The sequence below is a fragment of the Spirosoma humi genome (assembly GCF_054776575.1).
The window spans coordinates 1-19,318 of the sequence record NZ_BAAHBR010000020.1; the positions used below are offsets into that span (position 1 = coordinate 1).

At 42.1% G+C, this 19,318-nt stretch carries 12 protein-coding genes; 1 reads left to right on the forward strand and 11 read right to left on the reverse strand.

Going from position 1 to position 19,318, the window contains the following annotated elements; translation table 11 throughout:
• The coding region (locus ACYU8Y_RS26490) for a glycosyl hydrolase family 28-related protein (RefSeq protein ID WP_460941227.1) at positions 1–2,177 on the forward strand (2,177 nt) is incomplete at its 5' end.
• 125 nt (positions 2,178–2,302) lie between these two features.
• On the opposite strand, the gene ACYU8Y_RS26495 is transcribed toward ACYU8Y_RS26490, so the two are convergent.
• The 11 genes from ACYU8Y_RS26495 to ACYU8Y_RS26545 form a co-directional block, all read right to left on the reverse strand.
• On the reverse strand, positions 2,303–3,319 hold the full coding sequence (locus ACYU8Y_RS26495; RefSeq protein ID WP_460941228.1) for a hypothetical protein: 1,017 nt from the start codon (positions 3,317–3,319) through the stop codon (positions 2,303–2,305).
• Between the two features lie 247 nt (positions 3,320–3,566).
• Positions 3,567–4,127 carry an LbetaH domain-containing protein gene (locus ACYU8Y_RS26500; RefSeq protein WP_460941229.1) on the reverse strand — a complete coding sequence of 187 codons (561 nt, stop codon included), beginning with the start codon at positions 4,125–4,127 and terminating at the stop codon, positions 3,567–3,569.
• Between the two features lie 84 nt (positions 4,128–4,211).
• Entirely contained in the window at positions 4,212–5,432 is a 1,221-nt protein-coding gene (locus tag ACYU8Y_RS26505; protein WP_460941230.1) for a glycosyltransferase family 4 protein, read from the reverse strand.
• Between the two features lie 45 nt (positions 5,433–5,477).
• Entirely contained in the window at positions 5,478–6,659 is a 1,182-nt protein-coding gene (locus ACYU8Y_RS26510; RefSeq protein ID WP_460941231.1) for a glycosyltransferase, read from the reverse strand.
• A 95-nt stretch (positions 6,660–6,754) separates the two neighbouring features.
• Positions 6,755–7,930: a glycosyltransferase family 4 protein gene (locus tag ACYU8Y_RS26515; protein ID WP_460941232.1), complete on the reverse strand. Its 1,176-nt coding sequence runs from the start codon at positions 7,928–7,930 to the stop codon at positions 6,755–6,757.
• On the reverse strand, positions 7,905–9,425 hold the full coding sequence (locus tag ACYU8Y_RS26520; RefSeq protein ID WP_460941233.1) for a hypothetical protein: 1,521 nt from the start codon (positions 9,423–9,425) through the stop codon (positions 7,905–7,907). The genes ACYU8Y_RS26515 and ACYU8Y_RS26520 overlap by 26 nt, the downstream gene beginning before the upstream one ends.
• Positions 9,426–9,487: 62 nt before the next feature.
• Positions 9,488–10,864 (reverse strand): lipopolysaccharide biosynthesis protein, encoded by a 1,377-nt coding sequence (locus ACYU8Y_RS26525; protein WP_460941234.1) that lies wholly within the window; start codon positions 10,862–10,864, stop codon positions 9,488–9,490.
• A gap of 67 nt (positions 10,865–10,931) precedes the next feature.
• The gene (locus ACYU8Y_RS26530) at positions 10,932–13,202 is read right to left on the reverse strand and encodes a GumC family protein (RefSeq protein ID WP_460941235.1); all 2,271 of its coding nucleotides are present in this window, start codon (positions 13,200–13,202) and stop codon (positions 10,932–10,934) included.
• Positions 13,203–13,269: 67 nt separating this feature from the next.
• A complete protein-coding gene (locus ACYU8Y_RS26535; RefSeq protein ID WP_460941236.1) occupies positions 13,270–14,055 on the reverse strand; it encodes a polysaccharide biosynthesis/export family protein in 786 nt (261 codons plus the stop codon).
• Positions 14,056–14,197: 142 nt separating this feature from the next.
• Complete coding sequence (locus tag ACYU8Y_RS26540) at positions 14,198–15,517, reverse strand: WcaI family glycosyltransferase (protein WP_460941237.1); 1,320 nt, start codon at positions 15,515–15,517, stop codon at positions 14,198–14,200.
• Between the two features lie 129 nt (positions 15,518–15,646).
• Complete coding sequence (locus ACYU8Y_RS26545; RefSeq protein ID WP_460941238.1) at positions 15,647–16,420, reverse strand: sugar transferase; 774 nt, start codon at positions 16,418–16,420, stop codon at positions 15,647–15,649.
• Positions 16,421–19,318: the final 2,898 nt, after the last annotated feature.

Here is a 19,318-nt window from a genome sequence, read left to right on the forward strand (position 1 = left end):
AGGTCAATGTCAAAGACTTTGGGGCCAAGGGCGACGGGAGCACCGATGACACCCAGGCCATCCTCAATGCCATCAAAGCCACCCCAACCGGGGCCACCCTCTACTTACCATCCGGCACTTACATTGTCACCAACACGCTCACCCTCAAGAACAGTCTAATCGTTAAGGGCGATGGACCCGGGAGCACCTTCATCCGTTGTGGGGCCAACTTCTCGAGCGGCTCCTATGGCCTGCTCTACATGCAGAACCTAACCAACCTAGAGGTCAGGGATCTGGCCCTGGAAGGCAACCGCACCTACCGGGGAAACTACAGCGTGCCCATCTACGGACGAGCTGCTACCCAGCTCCGGCTCACCAACCTCAAGCTCAACTTCCCCGGCTACGACCCCCTGGACCTCCACCTGAGCCAGTATGTCTTCCTGACCAACTGTGAGATCATCGGCAAGCTCACCTTCCTGGGTAACTGCTCACAGCTCTTCATCGATCAGTGCCACTTCAAGATGACCAACGACACCGAACTGGCCCTGCATTCCTGGGGGGGACTGGGGGTGAGTCTGACCAACTCGAGCTGTGAAGACCTCGATAACACAAACCCCAACGATGGGGCGGGATGGGGGCTGGGCCGCTTCTTTGTGGGCAATGGGGCCTGGGGCGGCATGCGCGCGACCTACATTGGGGGCAACACCACGCGCGACCTGGCCCCCCGCCCCACGGGCGTGGACCAGAACACGGGCGAGCAGTTGCTGTGGGAGGGCATGAGCACCGACTGGACCGGCACGGCCAGTGCATCGACCCCGTTGACCACCACCCTCAATGGCCTGTCAGGCAATATAAGTAACCCGGACTACCTGCGGTACGCGGTCATTATCAAGGGCAAGGGGCTGGGCCAGTCGCGCCGGATCGTGGGCTACAACGGGGAGAGCATCACCCTGGAGAAGGCCTGGAATGTGCCCCCCGATGGCCAGAGCTGGATCTCGATTGGCCGGTATCTGGATCAGGTGGTGGTCTACAACAACCAGTTGGATGGCAAGCAGGCGGCCGTGGAGAGTGTGGCTCACAGGGCCTCGGCCGGCATTGAGCCGTTTGGGGGGGTGTTCAACTTCATTGCCGACAACAACACCATTCAGGAGACGCGGTATGGGCTGGCCAACTGGGCCCTGGAGCATTCGGGTCAGTTGGACCCCAACTATTTCAGCTTTTATGCCAACAACAAGCTCATCAACTGCCGATGGGGAATTCACAATGCAGTAGGCATCACGAAAGCTTTCGGCACGGGTATGCTTGGAACTGTTTTTCGAAATAATACGGTTAGCAACGCTCGCCAGTCCGGCATTGCCAACTCACTGGGAAAGTCCGTCTTACCCACCAGCAATAGCTTCATTTATGAGCACAATACCATTACAGGTGTACCCAATGGCTATACAACGAGTGGTGATGTAGGCCCTTACGAAATACCCTTAACTGGTAACGAGATAGAGAATCAGTTTTTCTACAAAAATACGATAGCTGGTTCAGCAGGGTATGGCCTCAAAGTAACGCCCAAGATAGCCTTGCGCGAAAACAGTATTTCTGGTTTCCCAACCCCCTATAATGGCAGTCTACTGGTTCTCGAAGCTCCCATACATGTCATTGACATGAGTGGCTGGATTGGAGGGGAAAATATAAAAGCAGGCTTCCAGCTATGGAATTCTGGAGTTAATTCAATGGCCTGGACGGCCTCATGCAACGTACCCTGGCTAACCTTGTCGGCCACCAGTGGCACGATTCAGGATCAAAATGGCAGTACTACCCTTGAATTGAGTGCAAATCCTAGCGACTTTAAAACTGAGGGATACTTCTCAGCTACAATTACAGTGATAGCTGGAAATCAGACTAAAACATACACTGTGGTATTGAAACTATTGGCTGATGCAGCGATAACTTTTTTAAACACTCGCCCTAATCCATCACAGGAAAAAGTTACAATCGAATTTACACTCCCTGAAGACACAGATGCTATGCTTCAAATTTTTAATACTTACGGAGTTTTATTAGAAACTCTATTCGATGGACATTCAGCCATTGGCGAAAGTCATATCCTAGAGTTTGATGGAAGAAAGCATCCAGGTAATGTCTATTTATGTAAACTTACCTATGGACAAAAATCAATAACTAAAAAGTTAATTTTAAACAAATAGAATTATCTACAGCACAATTGATAATCAGAAATATCGCTCTTATTATTTTCCCAGTCGTTAGTGATAAAATTTAATTAGCCGACAATAAGTTTTAATCATAATTAGCGCGTAAATCGCTAATCGTTTTACTTCTTGAATCTCAAGATCGATTTTATTAATTGTTTTGTCTGGTGCTCTAACAAGCCTATGCCTTGTGTTAAACGAAAACGAATAGATTCATAAGATCGATTCGACTTCCACTTTCCGTATCGATCCATAACCGGTCCGGTTAATGCTTCCTCCCAAATAGTAGCAATAGTTACTTCATTATACTGTACTGCTTTTTTGTTTCCATTTTGAACAAGTTTTGAATATAATTCGGGATCATTTTGTAGTCGGCTAACCACGGCTAAAACTTCCTGCGGATTCGTCGCCAACAGGTAATCTTCATCTGGATTACCAACTTGTTTATAAGCTGAATCATTTCCCCCAACGAAAGGTATCTCGGCATGCCATGCATTAAAAAGCTTGCTAGGCGGTTTGGTATCATACGGATTTGAATTAAATCCCCGCAAAGCGATAAGAACATCAATATTGCTCATATCATGCCAGGATTCGGCCGAAAGCGTTGTAAATTCGATATTATTGGGTTCAAAAAGATGCTTCCAACTCGTTTCAGAACCGGCGAAGTTTCCATTCCACGTCTGTCCGGAGTAAGCTACTCTTTGTATACCTTTTCTATTAATATTTCGTTTGATTAAGCCCGGTTGAATCCACAGTGGAATAAAAAAACTATTCGTTCTTAGTTGATTTTTATTTTGCACAAGCGTGTAATGCGCCCATCTTCTTCGTGGATAATCTGCCTGTACGCAAACAATAAAAAATGACGCATTTCCTTTCAACTTCAGAAGGGTATCAGAATGAACTATATTTACAGCATTCTTCATTAATTTATTAGAGCACTGAACAGATATATTTTTTCTTTTAGAAAGAATCAAAAACGTTTGAAGACACCACAAATAATCACCTCTGTAAGAAATCTCAAAGGCGGAGTCAACATTTTTACTTGTATATTCATACAGCGAATTAACACTTGTGTACTCAGCAAGTTTTGCATCTTCGCAATCAATGACAAAATTGAACATGGTAGACATATTTTTCATTTTCAAGACAATCAATTTATTATCTAGTTTAAAAATCTAAAATAAAGCTCGCACAGCAGAATAAACACATAAAATTGTGTACCAATGACTTATCTTAAACTTATAATGAGTTATTAAAATAGAAATCAACTATTTGCCAATCTAATCACTTATCGAAACCTACTTTAATTTTTCCGCTCAACTACCCGGATAAATATATTGAAAAAGCATTCCTTTTTTGCAGCTTAACAGTAAGATTTATTCTATGTCAATATCTGACAAGTTGTAGCTCGGCATTCCGTTCTTTAAGTGGTTTACACGGATGCCCAGCGCAAACCATCCAAGGGGGCATATCCTTAGCGACTACCGATCTAGCGCCTATTATACAGCCTTCGCCAATCGTTACGCCAGGATGCACAAAAGCTTCAGTTGCAATCCATGCTTTGTCACCAATGTGGATTGGTTTGGTAAAAAGGGGGAAACCCAGCTTCGTGTAATCATGAGTACCCGTAACCAAATGCGCCCCTTGAGATACAACTGATCGTCGGCCAATGTAAATTTTTCCTTGTGAATAGAGAGTAGCTCCATTTCCGACCACACATTCATCCGCCAAGTTCAGATTCCAGGGTGCCCAGATGTTAACGCCAGGATAAACGTGTACACCATAGCCCACCTTTGCCCCGAAACACCGAAGGACAAAGGAGCGCCAGCTATGCATCGGCTTAGGTGAAAATCGACATAATAGAAGCCAAGTCCCTCCCCAAATAACCCTGGCTATGCGGTTTTTGAGCGAAAACGAGGGGCCGGTAAACATATCCTGGTTATGCATCAGCCAAAGTTTGAACGTGTTATTGATTAGTTTGAATGATACTGACGAAACAAATAAGCAAGCAGGAACAAAGCTTGATAGACACTATATATTTGTTTTCAGCATATCGGCGCCAAAGCTGAGTGATTCTACAGACTGAATCGCATTGAGTGCTCCCTCAGCAAAACGGTCTGGGCCCCATTCACGGATTATAACTGAGCCTTTGTTGCCTAAACGTCGGGCAAGTGTCGGATCGACAACAAACTGTTGCAGTAAATTACAGAGCTGGTCAACATTGGTAGGATCAAAACAAAATCCATTTTTCCCTTCCTCTACTAAGTCTTGCGCACATCCTACATTGTCAGACACTAAGACGGCGGCTGCACAGGCCATTGCTTCGTTAATGACCAGTCCCCATTCTTCATATAAACTAGGCAGAATGAAGGCTTCACAATGCGAGAAAAATAAGGGTGTTTTATCAATCTGCTGGAATGGATAGAAGACAACTTCGGGGCCATTTGTTGGTCTTGAAGCACTGTTAAGCCCATTACGAACGTGGAGATTTAAGTCAGTGGCCAGCTGGCGAATAGCGTTCTCTTCGCTACCTTCTCCCACTAGTACCAGCGCTATGGACATTGAATGGTTAAGTTTCACCAGTTGAGCATATGCCTGAATCAGGGTCCCTATGTTTTTCTTAGTAACAAATCGTCCGAGGTTCAGGAAGTACCGCGCGGGCAGATTAGGAATCGGCAAGTCCTGGGTAGGTACGTCCTTCCAGCGTTTGGATTCCTGCATGAAGTAATTTATATCCACGGCATCATACCCCAGAAAAACCCGGGATCGCTTTTGTCCATAGGCGTATGCGTACTCCCGCTGGGGTGTCCCCGCTACCAGGGAAGCATCGAATAATCGTATTATCAAATGCTTAAGCCACCTTCCAACCAGCCTAGCCTGTTCACTCCCATGCCAGGAATCAATCATCATGATTGTTTTGCGGTTGAGAAACTTAGCGCTGACTAAGCAAAGCAGGTTCGGTAAGGGTGAATAACTAGGTAAGAAAACAACGTCGATATTTCTCTTCTGCAACTCTGTCCTGAACGCCCTAGCCACTTTAAACGCATCGTACGGCCCTTCTGGTGGCTTTTCAGCCAACGTAACGACGTCTACTCCCACCGGAAGAACTGGTTTCCACCCATAGATATTACTCGATTTAGAAAACTGAAAGGCAAACAGCTTACTTTCCTGAGCACTTAGAGCAGCGGCTAAAGCCTCGATTCTTACAGCATGATAAGGCCCAAAATCAGAAAAAAGGATGCCTACGTTCATTTGTTATACTAATTTGGAGTCAGCTCGACTCAAGCCTACCATTAATTAAGATGAGATGCTTCCATGCTCAGCATAGGGCAATACTGTATCTGGCGTATGATTTGCCAAAATCTGTTTGTATTGATCCATTGATTGTTCGGGGCTAAACCGTTCACGAATTAGCCTTATGGCATTGTCTGAGGCAATAGACAGAGGATCTCCTCCCGTTGTAAACCATTGCAGTGCCTTTGTTAAGTTATCCACCGATAGCTCTACGACCAATCCCGCCCCATAATCGGCGACTTCAGGTATGTTGCAACCTCTGGTTATGATTACGGGCAGCCCATAGGCCATTGCTTCCAGCACAGCCATGGGTACCCCTTCACTCTGAGAAGGTAGTATGAAGCTATCAGCGGCCTGAAAATGTCGTTCTTTATCGGCACCCGTTACCAAACCTGAGAAGCGAACCATCTTGCTCAAACCACCCTGTTCTATCAGGTTTTCAATTTCGGTTTTATAACGAGCGTCACTATACTCTCCCGCGATCAGTAAGCTAAACGTACGCTGATGAACTGGGAGTAAAGCCATTGCCTGTAGCAATACATGCAAGCCCTTTTTGGGGTGCATACGACCCAAATAAAGCAACACAGGCTGGTGGGCATCGAGTCCCAGGCTACGCTTGGCCTCCCGCTGCTGTGGCTCTGGTATATTCGTTATATTTACCCCATTGGGTATAACCAGCGTGTTTTTCGGACTAACCCACGGCTTCCGAGCATTGTGCGCTTCCGACTTGCTGTTGAAAATTAAACCAGTAGCTTGGTTCAGGTTTTTCTCCACGTACAGTAGTCGGCCTATCTGCTTCCTAAGGGGGTGGCGGTTGACAATATAATCTTCCAACATGCCGCAAACACGGATGTAGACTGGCTTTTGAGGTTGCCAGGCCAGGCGCAACGCAAAGCCATCTATTGGCCCCCAAATGCCCGAGGTAATGACCAGATCATGCTCCTGGATGAGTTGCTTGAGATCACGAGTAGCTTGCCACCAGGAAAGTGTCGGGAAGACCGGGTTTTCGAATTCAACGTACTGGACGTCAGGATGCAGCGGCAAGCTTTGATGACGAGCCGTTGGACAGGCCACCGTAACTTGAACACCCTCTTGATGTACCATGAAATTTGTTAACTGAACAACTTCCGTCGCTGGTCCGCCCGATTCAGGTGCCATACTGGCAATAAGTAGCAACAACTTCATAAGCGTAAAAATTAATTTAATGAATACGTTACAACGGTATAAGACGAGTATCTATAGCTTGATTTAGACTGGTATTGGAAACAGTAAACGTGCATTTATACTAAATTCCTGGCCGTTAAGATTGTGGTTAATTCAGCAATTAACTGGTCTCCGGCGGTGTTCCAATCGCCCAATTTTTGAGCTGCCTGCAAGGCGGCTTCTGACATACGAGCGAGCAGCTCTTTATCATCAGCCATTTGCTGCAACCGTTCTCGTAAAGCAGTTGCATCGGCTGGCGGAACGATAAAGCCTTCTACCCCATCTTTAATGAGATCGTCTCCGCCGGTGTTGGTCGTAATTAACAGAGGTGTTCCAGCCGCCAAAGCCTCCCCCTGAACCAACGCGAGGCCCTCTTCTAAACTAGGAAGTATAAAAACGCTGGCCTGGCGGTACTGTTCTTTAAGTGCCTCATCCTTGAGTGGACCTGTAAAAACAACGCCTTTAGGAATCTGTGTTTGCTCCAAGCCGGTTATGGCCATTTTAGCGCCCACAATGACGAATTCTTTATTGGGATGTTGAAGTTGACGGAAAGCTTCAATAGCATACCGTAATCCTTTACGATAATGAAGTTGACCAACGTATAAAATCCGGAACGGTTCACTGTCCAACTTTGGGGGTTTAGCCGTCGCAATCTCAATCGGCGGAAAGCCAAAATTAACTTTGATCAGCCGCTCCGGTGCAAAGCCTTTGGCTAAAAAAGAACGCTTTACGAACTCAGATGGACACAGAATACAATCGGCTTCCTCATAAGCCTTGAGCCGTAATTTATGGTCCGGCAGGTCGTCGCTATAATTCCCTAAACCAAGCCGTTTCAATTCCTGCTGCATCAGGTCATGCTGCACATCAATATGGCTGTTCACTTCTTCCAGGACACATAACGTCTGTTTGCCTGTTCGATGAAGCCGCCTGGTGGTATTGTACCCCTGCGTTCGGTAATAGATAAACACATCTGATTCTTTTGCCCACGCATAAGATACCTGATCGAGCCGGTAAGCAGACAGGCGGTCGAGTGCAGACGTAATAGTAGCTGGTGAATTAAGCCTTACACTGGCGATGTACAGCGTTTGAAAAAAATCATGCCGTTTCAATTTTGTATCCACATGATGAAGGCCAGCGCGCGGACTTAACCGACTAAATCCAGATACGAATGCATGCAGATGACCGGCTCTATGTAGCGCATCCGCGTATGGGTAATGGTGAGATCGGTTAGGTGCTGTATACGTGATTTGCATTGGGTTTGAACATTTGTATCAGCTTGAAGAAAAGAATCAGAAAGATGATTGGGTATGAAAAGCTCATTAAAGCAAAGAAGGCACGGAACCCCCAGAATGCCAGAAATACCCCTAAGCCTAAAATCCCGACAGAAATGGGTCTATCTCGATGAGTATAGAAAGTGATTCCATCGAAGAAAAGCAAGAACACACCATACAGTAATGCATAAACGAGCAACCCTATGGTACCATTTGCCTGGTAAGCCTCGCCAACAATTGAGTAGGAAAGACTGGTTGTTCCCATAATAACAGGGCCATCTAACGCAAAGGCAGGCTGTTGGGATATATCTTTAGCACCAATCAGAAACGGTTTGCCAGGCCAGATAGATCTTGGTATTGGATTGACAAGAACCGTAAACAAATCGCTAAATCCCTGAAAAGCATAGCGCTTCGGATAACCTTGGATAATCAGGCACAGAAAATACATGTTATTATCCCGGTGCGATTCCGTCGGATCGAAGGTTGTTGCCGAAGCCAGACCATTTTCCCGAGCGGCCCGGGATGGATCGGCAAGAACGCCGAGAAGGTTGCCTCTGAATCGTTCCTGCAACTCCATCACACCAATTAAAACAAATAATATTGCCGTTGCTGTGATCCAAAATTTTAAGCCACGATCCCAATTATAGTAAAAGAGAAAGAATAGAAATGGAGCAACAGTGGACATCATTATACCACGAGAGCCGCTAAGGAAAAAGACAAAACTTACGAGCACCCCCAAACTCAAACTAAGTACCGCCATCGGTTGAAGCTTGTTTTTTGAGGAGACGAACGCAATGGCACCCAACAGGGGAGTTAGCTGCCACACAGAGCTGATAGGAACGAGTATTCCACCCAACGTACCTACCGATTGCCTCACCAGTTCCTCTCCGGTGCGCCCTGCCGTTAGAGCCACCCACATAATGTCGAAAGAACGGTATACGTAATAGAAGCCCATTAAAGGCAAGATGAAACAGACAATAGTAGCTCTTTGGTAGAAAACAGGCTTCAAATTAACTGTCTTCAGTAACGAGAATGTCTGTACAGAAAAACGGCTGATCGATTGCCAGAATAGTATGTAGGCTAAGTTTATAAACAATAAGAAGAGTGTAGTCCAAAATAATGCCTCCATTCTGAGAGCAGGCAGTATATACGCATAGGCATCATAACCTGGTAAAGAAGCCTCAAGATAAAGAAACCATACAGGAGCAATATTGAATGCACTGATGCAACTGAACACCAACAAAAACCGCTTATTGAAAAGGGCGTATAAAACGGGTATTACAGCAATTAATATTGCTAATACAGCACATCCTACAGCAATGTCATTGGATTTAGGAAATAGTAAAGAACAGAATAAATAAACAATGGCGGCCCAATAGTGAACACAAGCGCATACCCATGCCATGCGCTTCAAATGAAGCATGTTATCTATTTCACCTGAATCTGTGACGTCAAAATGTTTTTTTACGGTTACCATAAGCGATCAAAATACGGGTAATGTCCTACGCCGTTTTTTACTCTTTATACCTCCAAGGCCTGTTACTTCTGGGATAAACTAGGTACGAACTTTGACGTTATACGGACAAGCGTATTGACTTCCTCCTTCAAACCCGTTATGAACCCATGCCAAGTGTCATTAGTCAGTTTCAAAGACGTTTTGAATACGTAAGGAATCATGACAATATCGCCAACTAGCGTTGAAACGGCCGCTCCGGCAATACCAAAAAAGTAGGATAACGATAAACACGCGATTGCGGATAGACTAACCGCCGTTAAATAACGAACGGCCAACTTTTCGTGCTGATTACAGGCCACATGTACAACACTACTGGTGAACCATAAGGCATTGAAGGGTATAGGAAGCAGAAACAAAATCAGTAACTGCTGAGTAAGTGGAATCGTATTCCCGGTCCAGAAGTCGTACAAAACCTGTCCGAACAGCGCCAAAAATAAAACGCTAACACAGGCAGCAGTTATCGAAATAGCTACGCCAATCCGGTGCAAACGAGCTACCTGAAACAGGTTACCTGCGCCAAACAGAAGGCTAAGTTCCGGCCAGATAACCTGATTCACCATTTCCAGCATTTGATTGATGGAACGTACCAATGTCCGAACTGTACCAAATATAGTAACCGCTGTAGGGCCCAGGATCAGTTGCACAATTAGCAGATTACCTTGAAAAAGCAATGCATTACCCAATGGAAAGGCTTGAAAAGAAACTCCCTTTCTAAATAGAAATCCATAATGGGCAGAACTTACCTCAGCCCTTGAAAATACGAGTGATGGAAAAGCCCGCCAGCTAAACCATTTGATGGCAAGGAGAAAAACTACATTAGAGACGAGTACAGCCAGTGCCATGTAATCAAAGCGCATGCTGAATTGAAGGATGACATATAGACTAAGTAATTCAAGCCACGGATGGAACGATGACAATACCATACTCATATGCGCTTTGCGAGCGGCCCGAAACCGAACACCGTATGCATCCCCTAAAAAGGAAAGCAACGTAGAAATGACAAAGTAGATTACCGCCCTGGTGAGTTGATCATGCTTTTCGGGAGAAGTCCGAAAAACATTTTCCCAAGGTACATAGGGCACTACCACTACGGCAATAATTGAACCCGCCACCATAATGCCAGCCATCAAGGCAATAACGGTCGCATAAATACTACGGGCCTTCTCCTGTTCTCCACCAGCTACCGATATAGAAATCTCATTTGCGGCTACGCTGCCAAAACCCAGATTAGCCAGGTAAATCCAGGATGGAAATGAATACAACACTAACCACCGCCCGTAGTCTTCTGCACCTAAAGCAGAGAGAAGCAATGGAACTTGTATAAATCGGAATAAGACATTCGATAACTTACCGAAGCCGCTTGCCAGAGAATTACGAATAAGTAGATTCTTGAGTCGCATACGAACTGATTTTATGTACTGTGCCGGCTCCGTGCAGAAAAAGGAGCCCTAACGGTCAATTCTTAGCTTAACCCATCAGATATTTCCCTTTCGATTTCTTCTTAATCTGGCCATACCCGTATCCATACCCGTCTCCATTTTGCTTCTTCGCATCATTGAGTACAATCAAAGGGTTTGGTAAGGTGTTGTTTTTGGCTATATTATCTACTAATTCTACCTGTCCCTTAAGCGTGTAGTTGTAGCGTATTATGAAGATAGTGGTATCCACAAAAGATCTCAGACTAAATGCGTCGGCTACCTGCCCCACAGGAGCCGTGTCAATAACGATGTAGTCAAAACTTACCTTCAATTCATTGATTAAATAGGCAAGTTTTGGTGACGTCATTAACTCGGCAGGATTGAGTGGTAACGAACCAGAACCGGCTACGAACAAATGCTGTACCTTGTCGGCGGGAGTAATGATGTCAGCGATAGAGATGTCATCCGATAGTAAATAATTAGTGATGCCCATACTCTCCCTCACGCCAATTTCCTGCAGCAAGTCCGGGGCACGAAGATCTAGTTCCAGCACAATTACTTTTTTGCCAGTTAGAGCTAAACTGGCTGCCAGATTAATACTGAAAAATGTTTTTCCTTCCCCGCTCATACTAGAGGTAACAAGCAGTACCTGATTTGCTTTATGAGCTGTAGCAGCATTGAGGTGAGCACGTATAAGACCAAACATTTCAGCAATTGGACTGAAATTACCTTTGGTAACTACCACCGTTTTAGACTTATTATGGGAAATCTCACCCAGGATAGGTACCGTTGTCAGCAGCTCTATCTCCTGCTTGGTCTGTACCCGGTCATTAAGGTTGTCTTTAATTCGAATGAGCGCAAATGGTAAGCCGAAACCGAATAATAAAGCCATCAGGTACATCAATTTCGGATTGGGACTAATCGGGTAATCACCGGATGTAGCAGGATCAATCACCTTAGAGTTAGATACCGTTGCCGCTAATGCCAAAGCGGCTTCTTCACGCTTTTGTAACAGATACAGATATAGCGTCTGCTTAATCGTCTGCTGCCGATTGATATCCAACAATTCTCGCTCAATAGAAGGTACTTTTTTAATTCGCTCCTGAAACTTGGTCGAGTTATCCTTGAAATTTCGGCTGGTAATGATGAGGCCATTCTTGATATTTCGCAGATTTTCGAGAATACTGATTCGCAGTTGGCTGAGCTGTTCATTTATATTCTGAATCAGCGGATTATTAGCCTGTGCCGTACGCAGCATACGTTCACGCTCCAACTGCAACGTGTTGAATTTAGTAATCAGATCCAGCAACGTCTGATCCTGAAGGCCCAATGTACTGGGAACCATCTTATATTGAGTTGCATTTTTACTCAGGTAATCTTCGATAGATTCAAGTATATCAATCTGAATAGCCCATTCAGACAACTTTTTATTGTAATCGCTAGCCTGCGCGAGATAATTTGATGCCTGCGTATCGACATTAATTACTTCATTTGTACGTCTGTACTGTTCTACGTTCTTCTCAACTCCATTCAGGGCAGCAGTAATGCGTTTCAATCGCTCGTCGACAAACGACAATGTGTTGGTAGCCAACAGATTTTTATCCTCCAGCGCTTCTTTGTTATATACTTCCAGCAACTTATTCATGATATCTCTCCCACGTTGTGGAAGAGGATCCGTAAAATTGAGGTTAAGCACATTGGCGTCCTTGTTGACTGGCAGCACCGAGAAGTTCCAGCTATATTGCTCTGCCAGCTTCCAGGTATCAAGAAATGTAAACATAAGCTCCGGCGAAGTTGCTGAGAACGGAGTTTTTGACGTCCACAAAACAGTAAACACACCATAGTGTTTTTCTATTTGCTGGCCAAATTGATACGATTTAACTTCTCCATCTGGATCACGCAAATCAAATAAACTGTCGGACTTTATAAAAATAGAAAAGGGTCTATTGTATATGGTCGAATCCAATTTAGTAATAACTATTTTAATCGGCAGGTCATTACCATAAACTTCCGTATCTTTTATCTTTCCTTTTATCCTATAACTAGTATATAACAAGAGCTCATTTAAAACGCGCTGCATCAAACTCTTCGATTTAAGTAGCTGCATCTCGTCATTAATATTTCTCGTTACGCTGGATTTATCATCATTGAAAGCGCTATTTGTCGATATATTTGAACGACTATTATCGGCTTTAATTAATAATGTACTGCTTATGTTATATTGAGGGACAGCATAGTAACGCAGGTATAAATTTGCAGCTGACATAGATAGAAATATACCTATTAAAAATAGATACCAATAGCGGAAATATTTTTGCATGATTACAGACTAAATAATTTACAACTTACTAAATTTATAAGAACCTCTATGACTTGCAGTGTCAACCCTAGTTTATATTAATTCTGGTTAAAACGATAGCGAAAATTGAAGCAATTGAAAGGTAAATGGGTAGATTAACGTTCCGCTTACTGACCTGTAGCGCTCTAGCTTTATCGGGCTCTACATACACAATATCGTTCTGTTGTAGATAGAAATAGGGAGAACTTAGTACTTCTTTGTTATTCAAATTAATTCGGGTCATAGTACGTTCGCCGTCTTTTTCTCGAATAACCAATACGTTTTCTCGTTTTCCAAAACCAGTCATATCACCGGCCAACCCCAATGCCTCCAAAACATTTATTCGTTCTGTCGATACGACAAATGTAGATGGGCGGTTAACTTCACCGATGACTGTTACTTTAAAATTTAGAAATCGAACATTGACAATTGGGCTCTTAATATAATTCTCCGCGAGAATTCCTGTTAGCTTATCGGTTACTTGTTCACGCGTCAGGCCAGCGAGTTTGATCTTACCTAAGGCAGGGAAGTTAATAAAGCCGTTTTTATCAACTAGGTACCCTTCATTCGACTTAGCCGATAGTTCTATACCAGTAGTTATATTACCCGCGGCAGGCAATACTGCATTATTGAAAAAGTTATTTGATTCAGCACTTAAGCTGCTCACGGTAATTCCCAACAAATCATTTTGCTGAACTGCAGGTTCTATATTACTTTGGCCAGGTATTTTATATACTGTAGAACCTTTTAAATCACTAAAATATACTAGATTTCGCTGAGCACCACACGACGTAAGCCCCAGCAAGATTAATAGGTATGTAATTTTCCGACTCATATTTAGTTAATCTAGTTTCAAAATCTGGTTAGGTTTTTACTATAGTAAAGATTAAACTAATGACAGCAGTAAACAGTATGCCACTGCCATTGCTAATTATAAGATTAGATTATAACCAGTAAAAGACTACTACTCATACTTATCAATTAGTATCAGAGAGCGTTGGTACTGGAACGGCAGGCTGGATAATTAAATTGGGTGTTGATTCGTATATTACTGTTGTCTGCTCGCTGGAATTTGTAAGAAATCGTACAGTTTGTTCGAATTCTTTTAAAATACCTTCTTTACTCAAATACTTCTCAGCATACACTCTGGCATTACTCCTATACACATCTAAATCACTATCTAATGCATTTTTAATAGCGGTGCTTAAAGCTTCCGCGGATTCAGGCTCCACTAATATTCCAAACTTATGATTATTGACTACTTCATATAATGTGGTATCTGGAAGAGCCGTTACAACCGGACATCCTCCTGCGGCCAGGATACTTGTCAGTTTGGATGGCATCACTAAGTCCGAAGCTGATTTTTTCTGTAAGACCAAATGTAGGTCGGCAGAAGCCAGCATTGCCGAGAGTTTTTCATAAGGCTGTAGTGGAAGCAATTTCACATTAGTAAGTTGATAATGACTTATCATTTCTTCCAACTTATACTTTGCTCCACCAGAACCAATAATTAAAAAATATAAGTTATTATGCAGTCTTAATGAATTTGCAACCTCAATAATTAACTCTAAACCTTGTTTTTCACCCAAAGCACCAGAATACATAACAACTTTATCTGTTTGCTTCAAGCCAAATGTTGATCGCAATGAATTGGCTTTAGATACGGGCTTTACATAGTTTTCATCTACCCAGTTCGGGAATAAAATGCACTTTTCACTATCAACACCTTTCAATATAACTCTTCCTAGCATGCCTTCACTAATAGTAGAAACTCTTGTACTATGGTTTAGAATAAATTTTTCTGCCTTAAATAGAATGGATAATAAATTTTTATTTTTAATCATCCCTAAATCCTTCGCTGCGTCTATTTGCAAATCTTGAATATGGTATATAAGGGGCACTTTTCGAAGCTTACTATACAACAAAGCTAAAAAGGCTAAATGGAACGCAGGAGCCACGCAGATTACTACATCATGACGTTTTCGAAATATGGCCTTTAACCAATACGGAAAACTAGCTGCAACGAAAGAAAATTCATGAATCATCCGTGTCAATGACGTTACTTTATTAGGCACATATAGGGGCGCACGACTAACTTTAACCCCCTGTATTACTTGCGAAGACCAGCCTTTTCTTTGATAAGATGAATGAACCTGCCATTCGGGATAATAAGGTGGTGCCGTTATAACCTCTACTTCGTGCTTATTATTGGCTAGCCAAGCGCCCATCTCGCCGGAATATTTACCGATACCTGTAAGTTCTGGTGCGTAATTAATTCCGTATATCAGTACTTTCATTTTAAAATCGCTTAAATGAATCCTATTGCACGTTACACTAAATAAAGCAGTGAGTAAGGGCAATAATAAATCCACAATTCTGATTATTGATCCTTCAACAAAAGGAAAACTCAACTTTCACTACGGCAGTTACCAAGCATTTTTATCGCCTTTTACTGTCAAATTCAGCGTTTGAAATAATATTTTCATATCCAGCAAAAAAGTTTGATGGGTAATATAAAGATGGTCATAACGAATCCTGTGCTCCATTTGTTGGATTCTATTTGTTGCACCACGAGAGCCTCTAACTTGAGCTAAACCTGTGATACCTGGCCGTACCCAATAACGTTCACGATAAGCTGATGATGCCCAGTGTAAAGCATCATGAGGAACAGCATGCGGGCGGGGCCCGACAAGACTCATATGGCCAAAAAACACATTAAAAAACTGAGGCATTTCGTCTATGTTGGTTCTCCGTAGAAATTTACCTAAATCTGTTACTCGTTTATCGTCAACATCAGTCTGTTTGAATATATTTTTTGGCGTATTAGTATGAAACATTGTACGAAATTTCAAACATAGAAAAGGTTTTCCTCTTTGACCAGATCGAGTTTGAAGAAAAAAAACTGGCCCTTTTGATTCGATTAAAATCAACACACTCAAGATCGGAATCAACCACGATAGAATGAAGATAATAACTAGACCTGACACGGTCACGTCAATCAGCCGTTTCCCAAAGTCAATGTAAAAAGTTCGTTGTGGTAAAGAAACAAACTTCTGTTCAGGCGTCCATTGCAGGAAAATATTTATTAGCGCTTGGCCATCTTTATGCAAATCAATATCGACAGGAGCATAGTCTACTCCAAATTCATCCGGAATAACTTCTGAATTATTTTGCTTGAAGAGAGTAGAAATTATATTCATAGTTTATGATGGATAAAAAAGTAAAGGCAATTTATAACACGAGCATTAAAAGCAGACATTAATCACAAAACAAACAGAACTTGCTCTTGAAAATTATTAACAATATTATCGTAATAAAAAAAACCTAAGGAGCTATATCGTTATAAATCCGTGATGTGACAGTAAAACAATACTTTTTTACCGCTTTAACATATTTTACTATCTCTACTACTAATGATTACCTAGGTAACATGAAAGATTACTAGATATAATAGTTCAGCTCGCTGCCAACACGGGTAATTTGCTAAATTCTTTTGATATATATTTCGGGCAGTTGAAATAACAAATATCAGTTGAGTAAATTTTGAGCACTTTAATTTCCCAAACAGCACATTTTAATGGCCAACTTAACAGACCAACTCATAATAAAAATTTACATAAGAGTTTAATTAGCCAATAATCGTTATATGAATTGACCGACGGAAGTAGGTTTTTCTGTATCTACCTATCGCCAACCGTAGCATTCTGAAAGTAGGCGAGCTTGATGAGTATCAGCTTAACCCTACGAATAGGGTTATTTGAGAATTTAATCTATGTAAACGTTTAGCTTGTGCGAGAATGAATGCGGAAAGATGTTTCATTAGTGGTAAGATATGGCTTAACTTCCTTGATAATAATCGGTGGGCTCTCTACAAAATACAGCTTGATGAATAGAAAGACTTAGTGCAATACTACTTGATAGAGGTACAGCAAGCAAATCAACAATTTGATTTTCAATTAGTTAACTATTATTAATTACCAATAAACTTCCATCACTGTATAAGGAGGCTATTTTTGCGATAGAAGCAAGTAGGTTCAAGAATAATATTTTCAATAATATGATTGTGTAAATAATAAGAGTATTCAAAGCTGTAAAAAACTCCATTTAGTGTACCATAGAATTCTTTCGGTGTATAGTCCGCGGCTAGTAAATAAAGACATGAAATTAGCTTTAAAAACGAACCCATTATTACCACAAATCACTGATTGTCAAAGCAATATTCCGCTTAGTAAAATTTACATTCATCATATCTGCAAAATGATCGCAGGTAGTCTGTGCACATCCCATGAATGAGTATCAGATTAAGAACGATCTAGATTCGTTTCAGTTGACTGCACTGGCGGACCAGCAGATTTAAACGCATGTCGGCGGAGCTGGCGGACGACAAAGCTACCTCAGAAGGACAATCTATTCCTTTCGCCGTCTGTCACCCCTGCGGCAGACAGTCAATAAACTCCCAATTGGCAAAGTCTACTGCGGCTAAAGAGCAGCAGAATACGGCTCATTGACACTGCTCACGACTGATCCGTTAATGCTATATCACACTGGGTAGTTTCCAGCATAGCTTTTGCAAGCTATACTAACTTACTTACAGACAGGTTGTGAAGCCTGTGGGACCAGTAAGTGCACAAAATATGAATAATATTACATATAATTTACAGGTGATTAAGTATATTTGAAAATTCACTACGAAGAGAACTCCTTGCAGCCTGACCCAGCTTAGAACGTATTTCTCAAAAAGACCTCTTGTAGACTTATTGAGCGTGTTTTTAGTTGAATCACGAATTTGCCCCCGAGTAAGATTTATGCTATTACGGCCCAAGGCTTTTTGTTTTGGGTAGCCTTTATCACCAATGGGAGTTTAGGGTTAACCATGGGGATTAAAAACTATTTTATTTTATTTATTTTTACGGGCCGTTCTATGTGCTTCATATTACACACATGAGATTTAATAGAAAATCCTTCTTACCTGGCCCTTGGACACTCATTCTTTTGATCGGAATTATATTATTCGTAATAACTGCTGTATTAATCTGGACGTTTTTTAAGGGTTGAAATTAAGTTTGACACCTTGCTATCGCTCTGTTATACTGATTAGTTGATTAATCTTTTGGAAGGAACCCAAGAGTAAGTTTTAGGATCTTATCTGGCAATTCAGTCTACGATAATGAAGCCAATCCTCAACACGGCGTGCTTCTTTTAATGATTAAGAAATTAACATTATTGCCACGATCCGCAGTAACAGTTTTTAGCTGAAGCCTCTTCCCAAAATGTTCAATTAGTACCCATTCCGTTTTATTGCCCGACAGCAAAGGCTCAAGATTAAAGTAAGCTACACGTCATTGCATGAAACTCAGATTAGCATGGCAATTTGACAAGCGCCTTAAGCTCATCTGATAGCTTTATCTTGTACTGAAGCACTATGAGGACAGAGTCAATGGACCTCATGGTTACCAAGTAATCATTTGGCCGAGCTATTTCTAGTACAGATTATTGTGCTTAAAACAAGCAGCGAATAGCTAAAAGCAGTAGTTGACATCCTGGACAAACCTGCTTAGCTCAACTTTGTATAAATTGAATTGTGCTGCTTTTTATCACTCGCGATTTTTTACCTGTAGTTAACGTGAAGACAAATTATTCAGCATTCCTGAAAAGGCGACCCCAGTCTTTACCAAGCGGATTAAATTACTGACCATCAATTAATTAATCCGTTAAATAGCAAGCCTTTTACACTAATTATGTCTTTTTAATCAGTACATACCACAGCTACTTTTATTTATCCATACTGTATACTAAATAGTACCGATCTATCTCTTTTAAATGCTTATTATTTATAAAGTCTCTTACTTGGCACTAGTTGTAAGATACATAGTTATAATATATGAAAAAGTACATTCTATTTGAGCAAAAAAGTTTATAAATAAGCCACTTAAGTTAACCATCTGTAAATCAGAACAGTAATTTGCTTTCTATTTAGCGATTCAGTAGTCTTGTACTTAGTCTTTTGCCTATCCTGTTTCTCTTCTCACGATTATCCCAAGTAGCTTTAGAGAAGTTAAGTGAACTATGCCAACTATGAAACATCTTTTTTTCTTGCC

What these genes read in the sequence shown, in the direction of transcription:
- ACYU8Y_RS26535 (WP_460941236.1), bottom strand. Translation starts at nt 14,055, where the DNA reads ATGAGTCGGAAAATTACATACCTATTAATCTTGCTGGGGCTTACGTCG.
- ACYU8Y_RS26530 (WP_460941235.1), bottom strand. Translation starts at nt 13,202, where the DNA reads ATGCAAAAATATTTCCGCTATTGGTATCTATTTTTAATAGGTATATTT.
- ACYU8Y_RS26505 (WP_460941230.1), bottom strand. Translation starts at nt 5,432, where the DNA reads ATGAACGTAGGCATCCTTTTTTCTGATTTTGGGCCTTATCATGCTGTA.
- ACYU8Y_RS26545 (WP_460941238.1), bottom strand. Translation starts at nt 16,420, where the DNA reads ATGAATATAATTTCTACTCTCTTCAAGCAAAATAATTCAGAAGTTATT.
- ACYU8Y_RS26500 (WP_460941229.1), bottom strand. Translation starts at nt 4,127, where the DNA reads ATGCATAACCAGGATATGTTTACCGGCCCCTCGTTTTCGCTCAAAAAC.
- ACYU8Y_RS26525 (WP_460941234.1), bottom strand. Translation starts at nt 10,864, where the DNA reads ATGCGACTCAAGAATCTACTTATTCGTAATTCTCTGGCAAGCGGCTTC.
- ACYU8Y_RS26520 (WP_460941233.1), bottom strand. Translation starts at nt 9,425, where the DNA reads ATGGTAACCGTAAAAAAACATTTTGACGTCACAGATTCAGGTGAAATA.
- ACYU8Y_RS26515 (WP_460941232.1), bottom strand. Translation starts at nt 7,930, where the DNA reads ATGCAAATCACGTATACAGCACCTAACCGATCTCACCATTACCCATAC.
- ACYU8Y_RS26510 (WP_460941231.1), bottom strand. Translation starts at nt 6,659, where the DNA reads ATGAAGTTGTTGCTACTTATTGCCAGTATGGCACCTGAATCGGGCGGA.
- ACYU8Y_RS26495 (WP_460941228.1), bottom strand. Translation starts at nt 3,319, where the DNA reads ATGAAAAATATGTCTACCATGTTCAATTTTGTCATTGATTGCGAAGAT.
- ACYU8Y_RS26540 (WP_460941237.1), bottom strand. Translation starts at nt 15,517, where the DNA reads ATGAAAGTACTGATATACGGAATTAATTACGCACCAGAACTTACAGGT.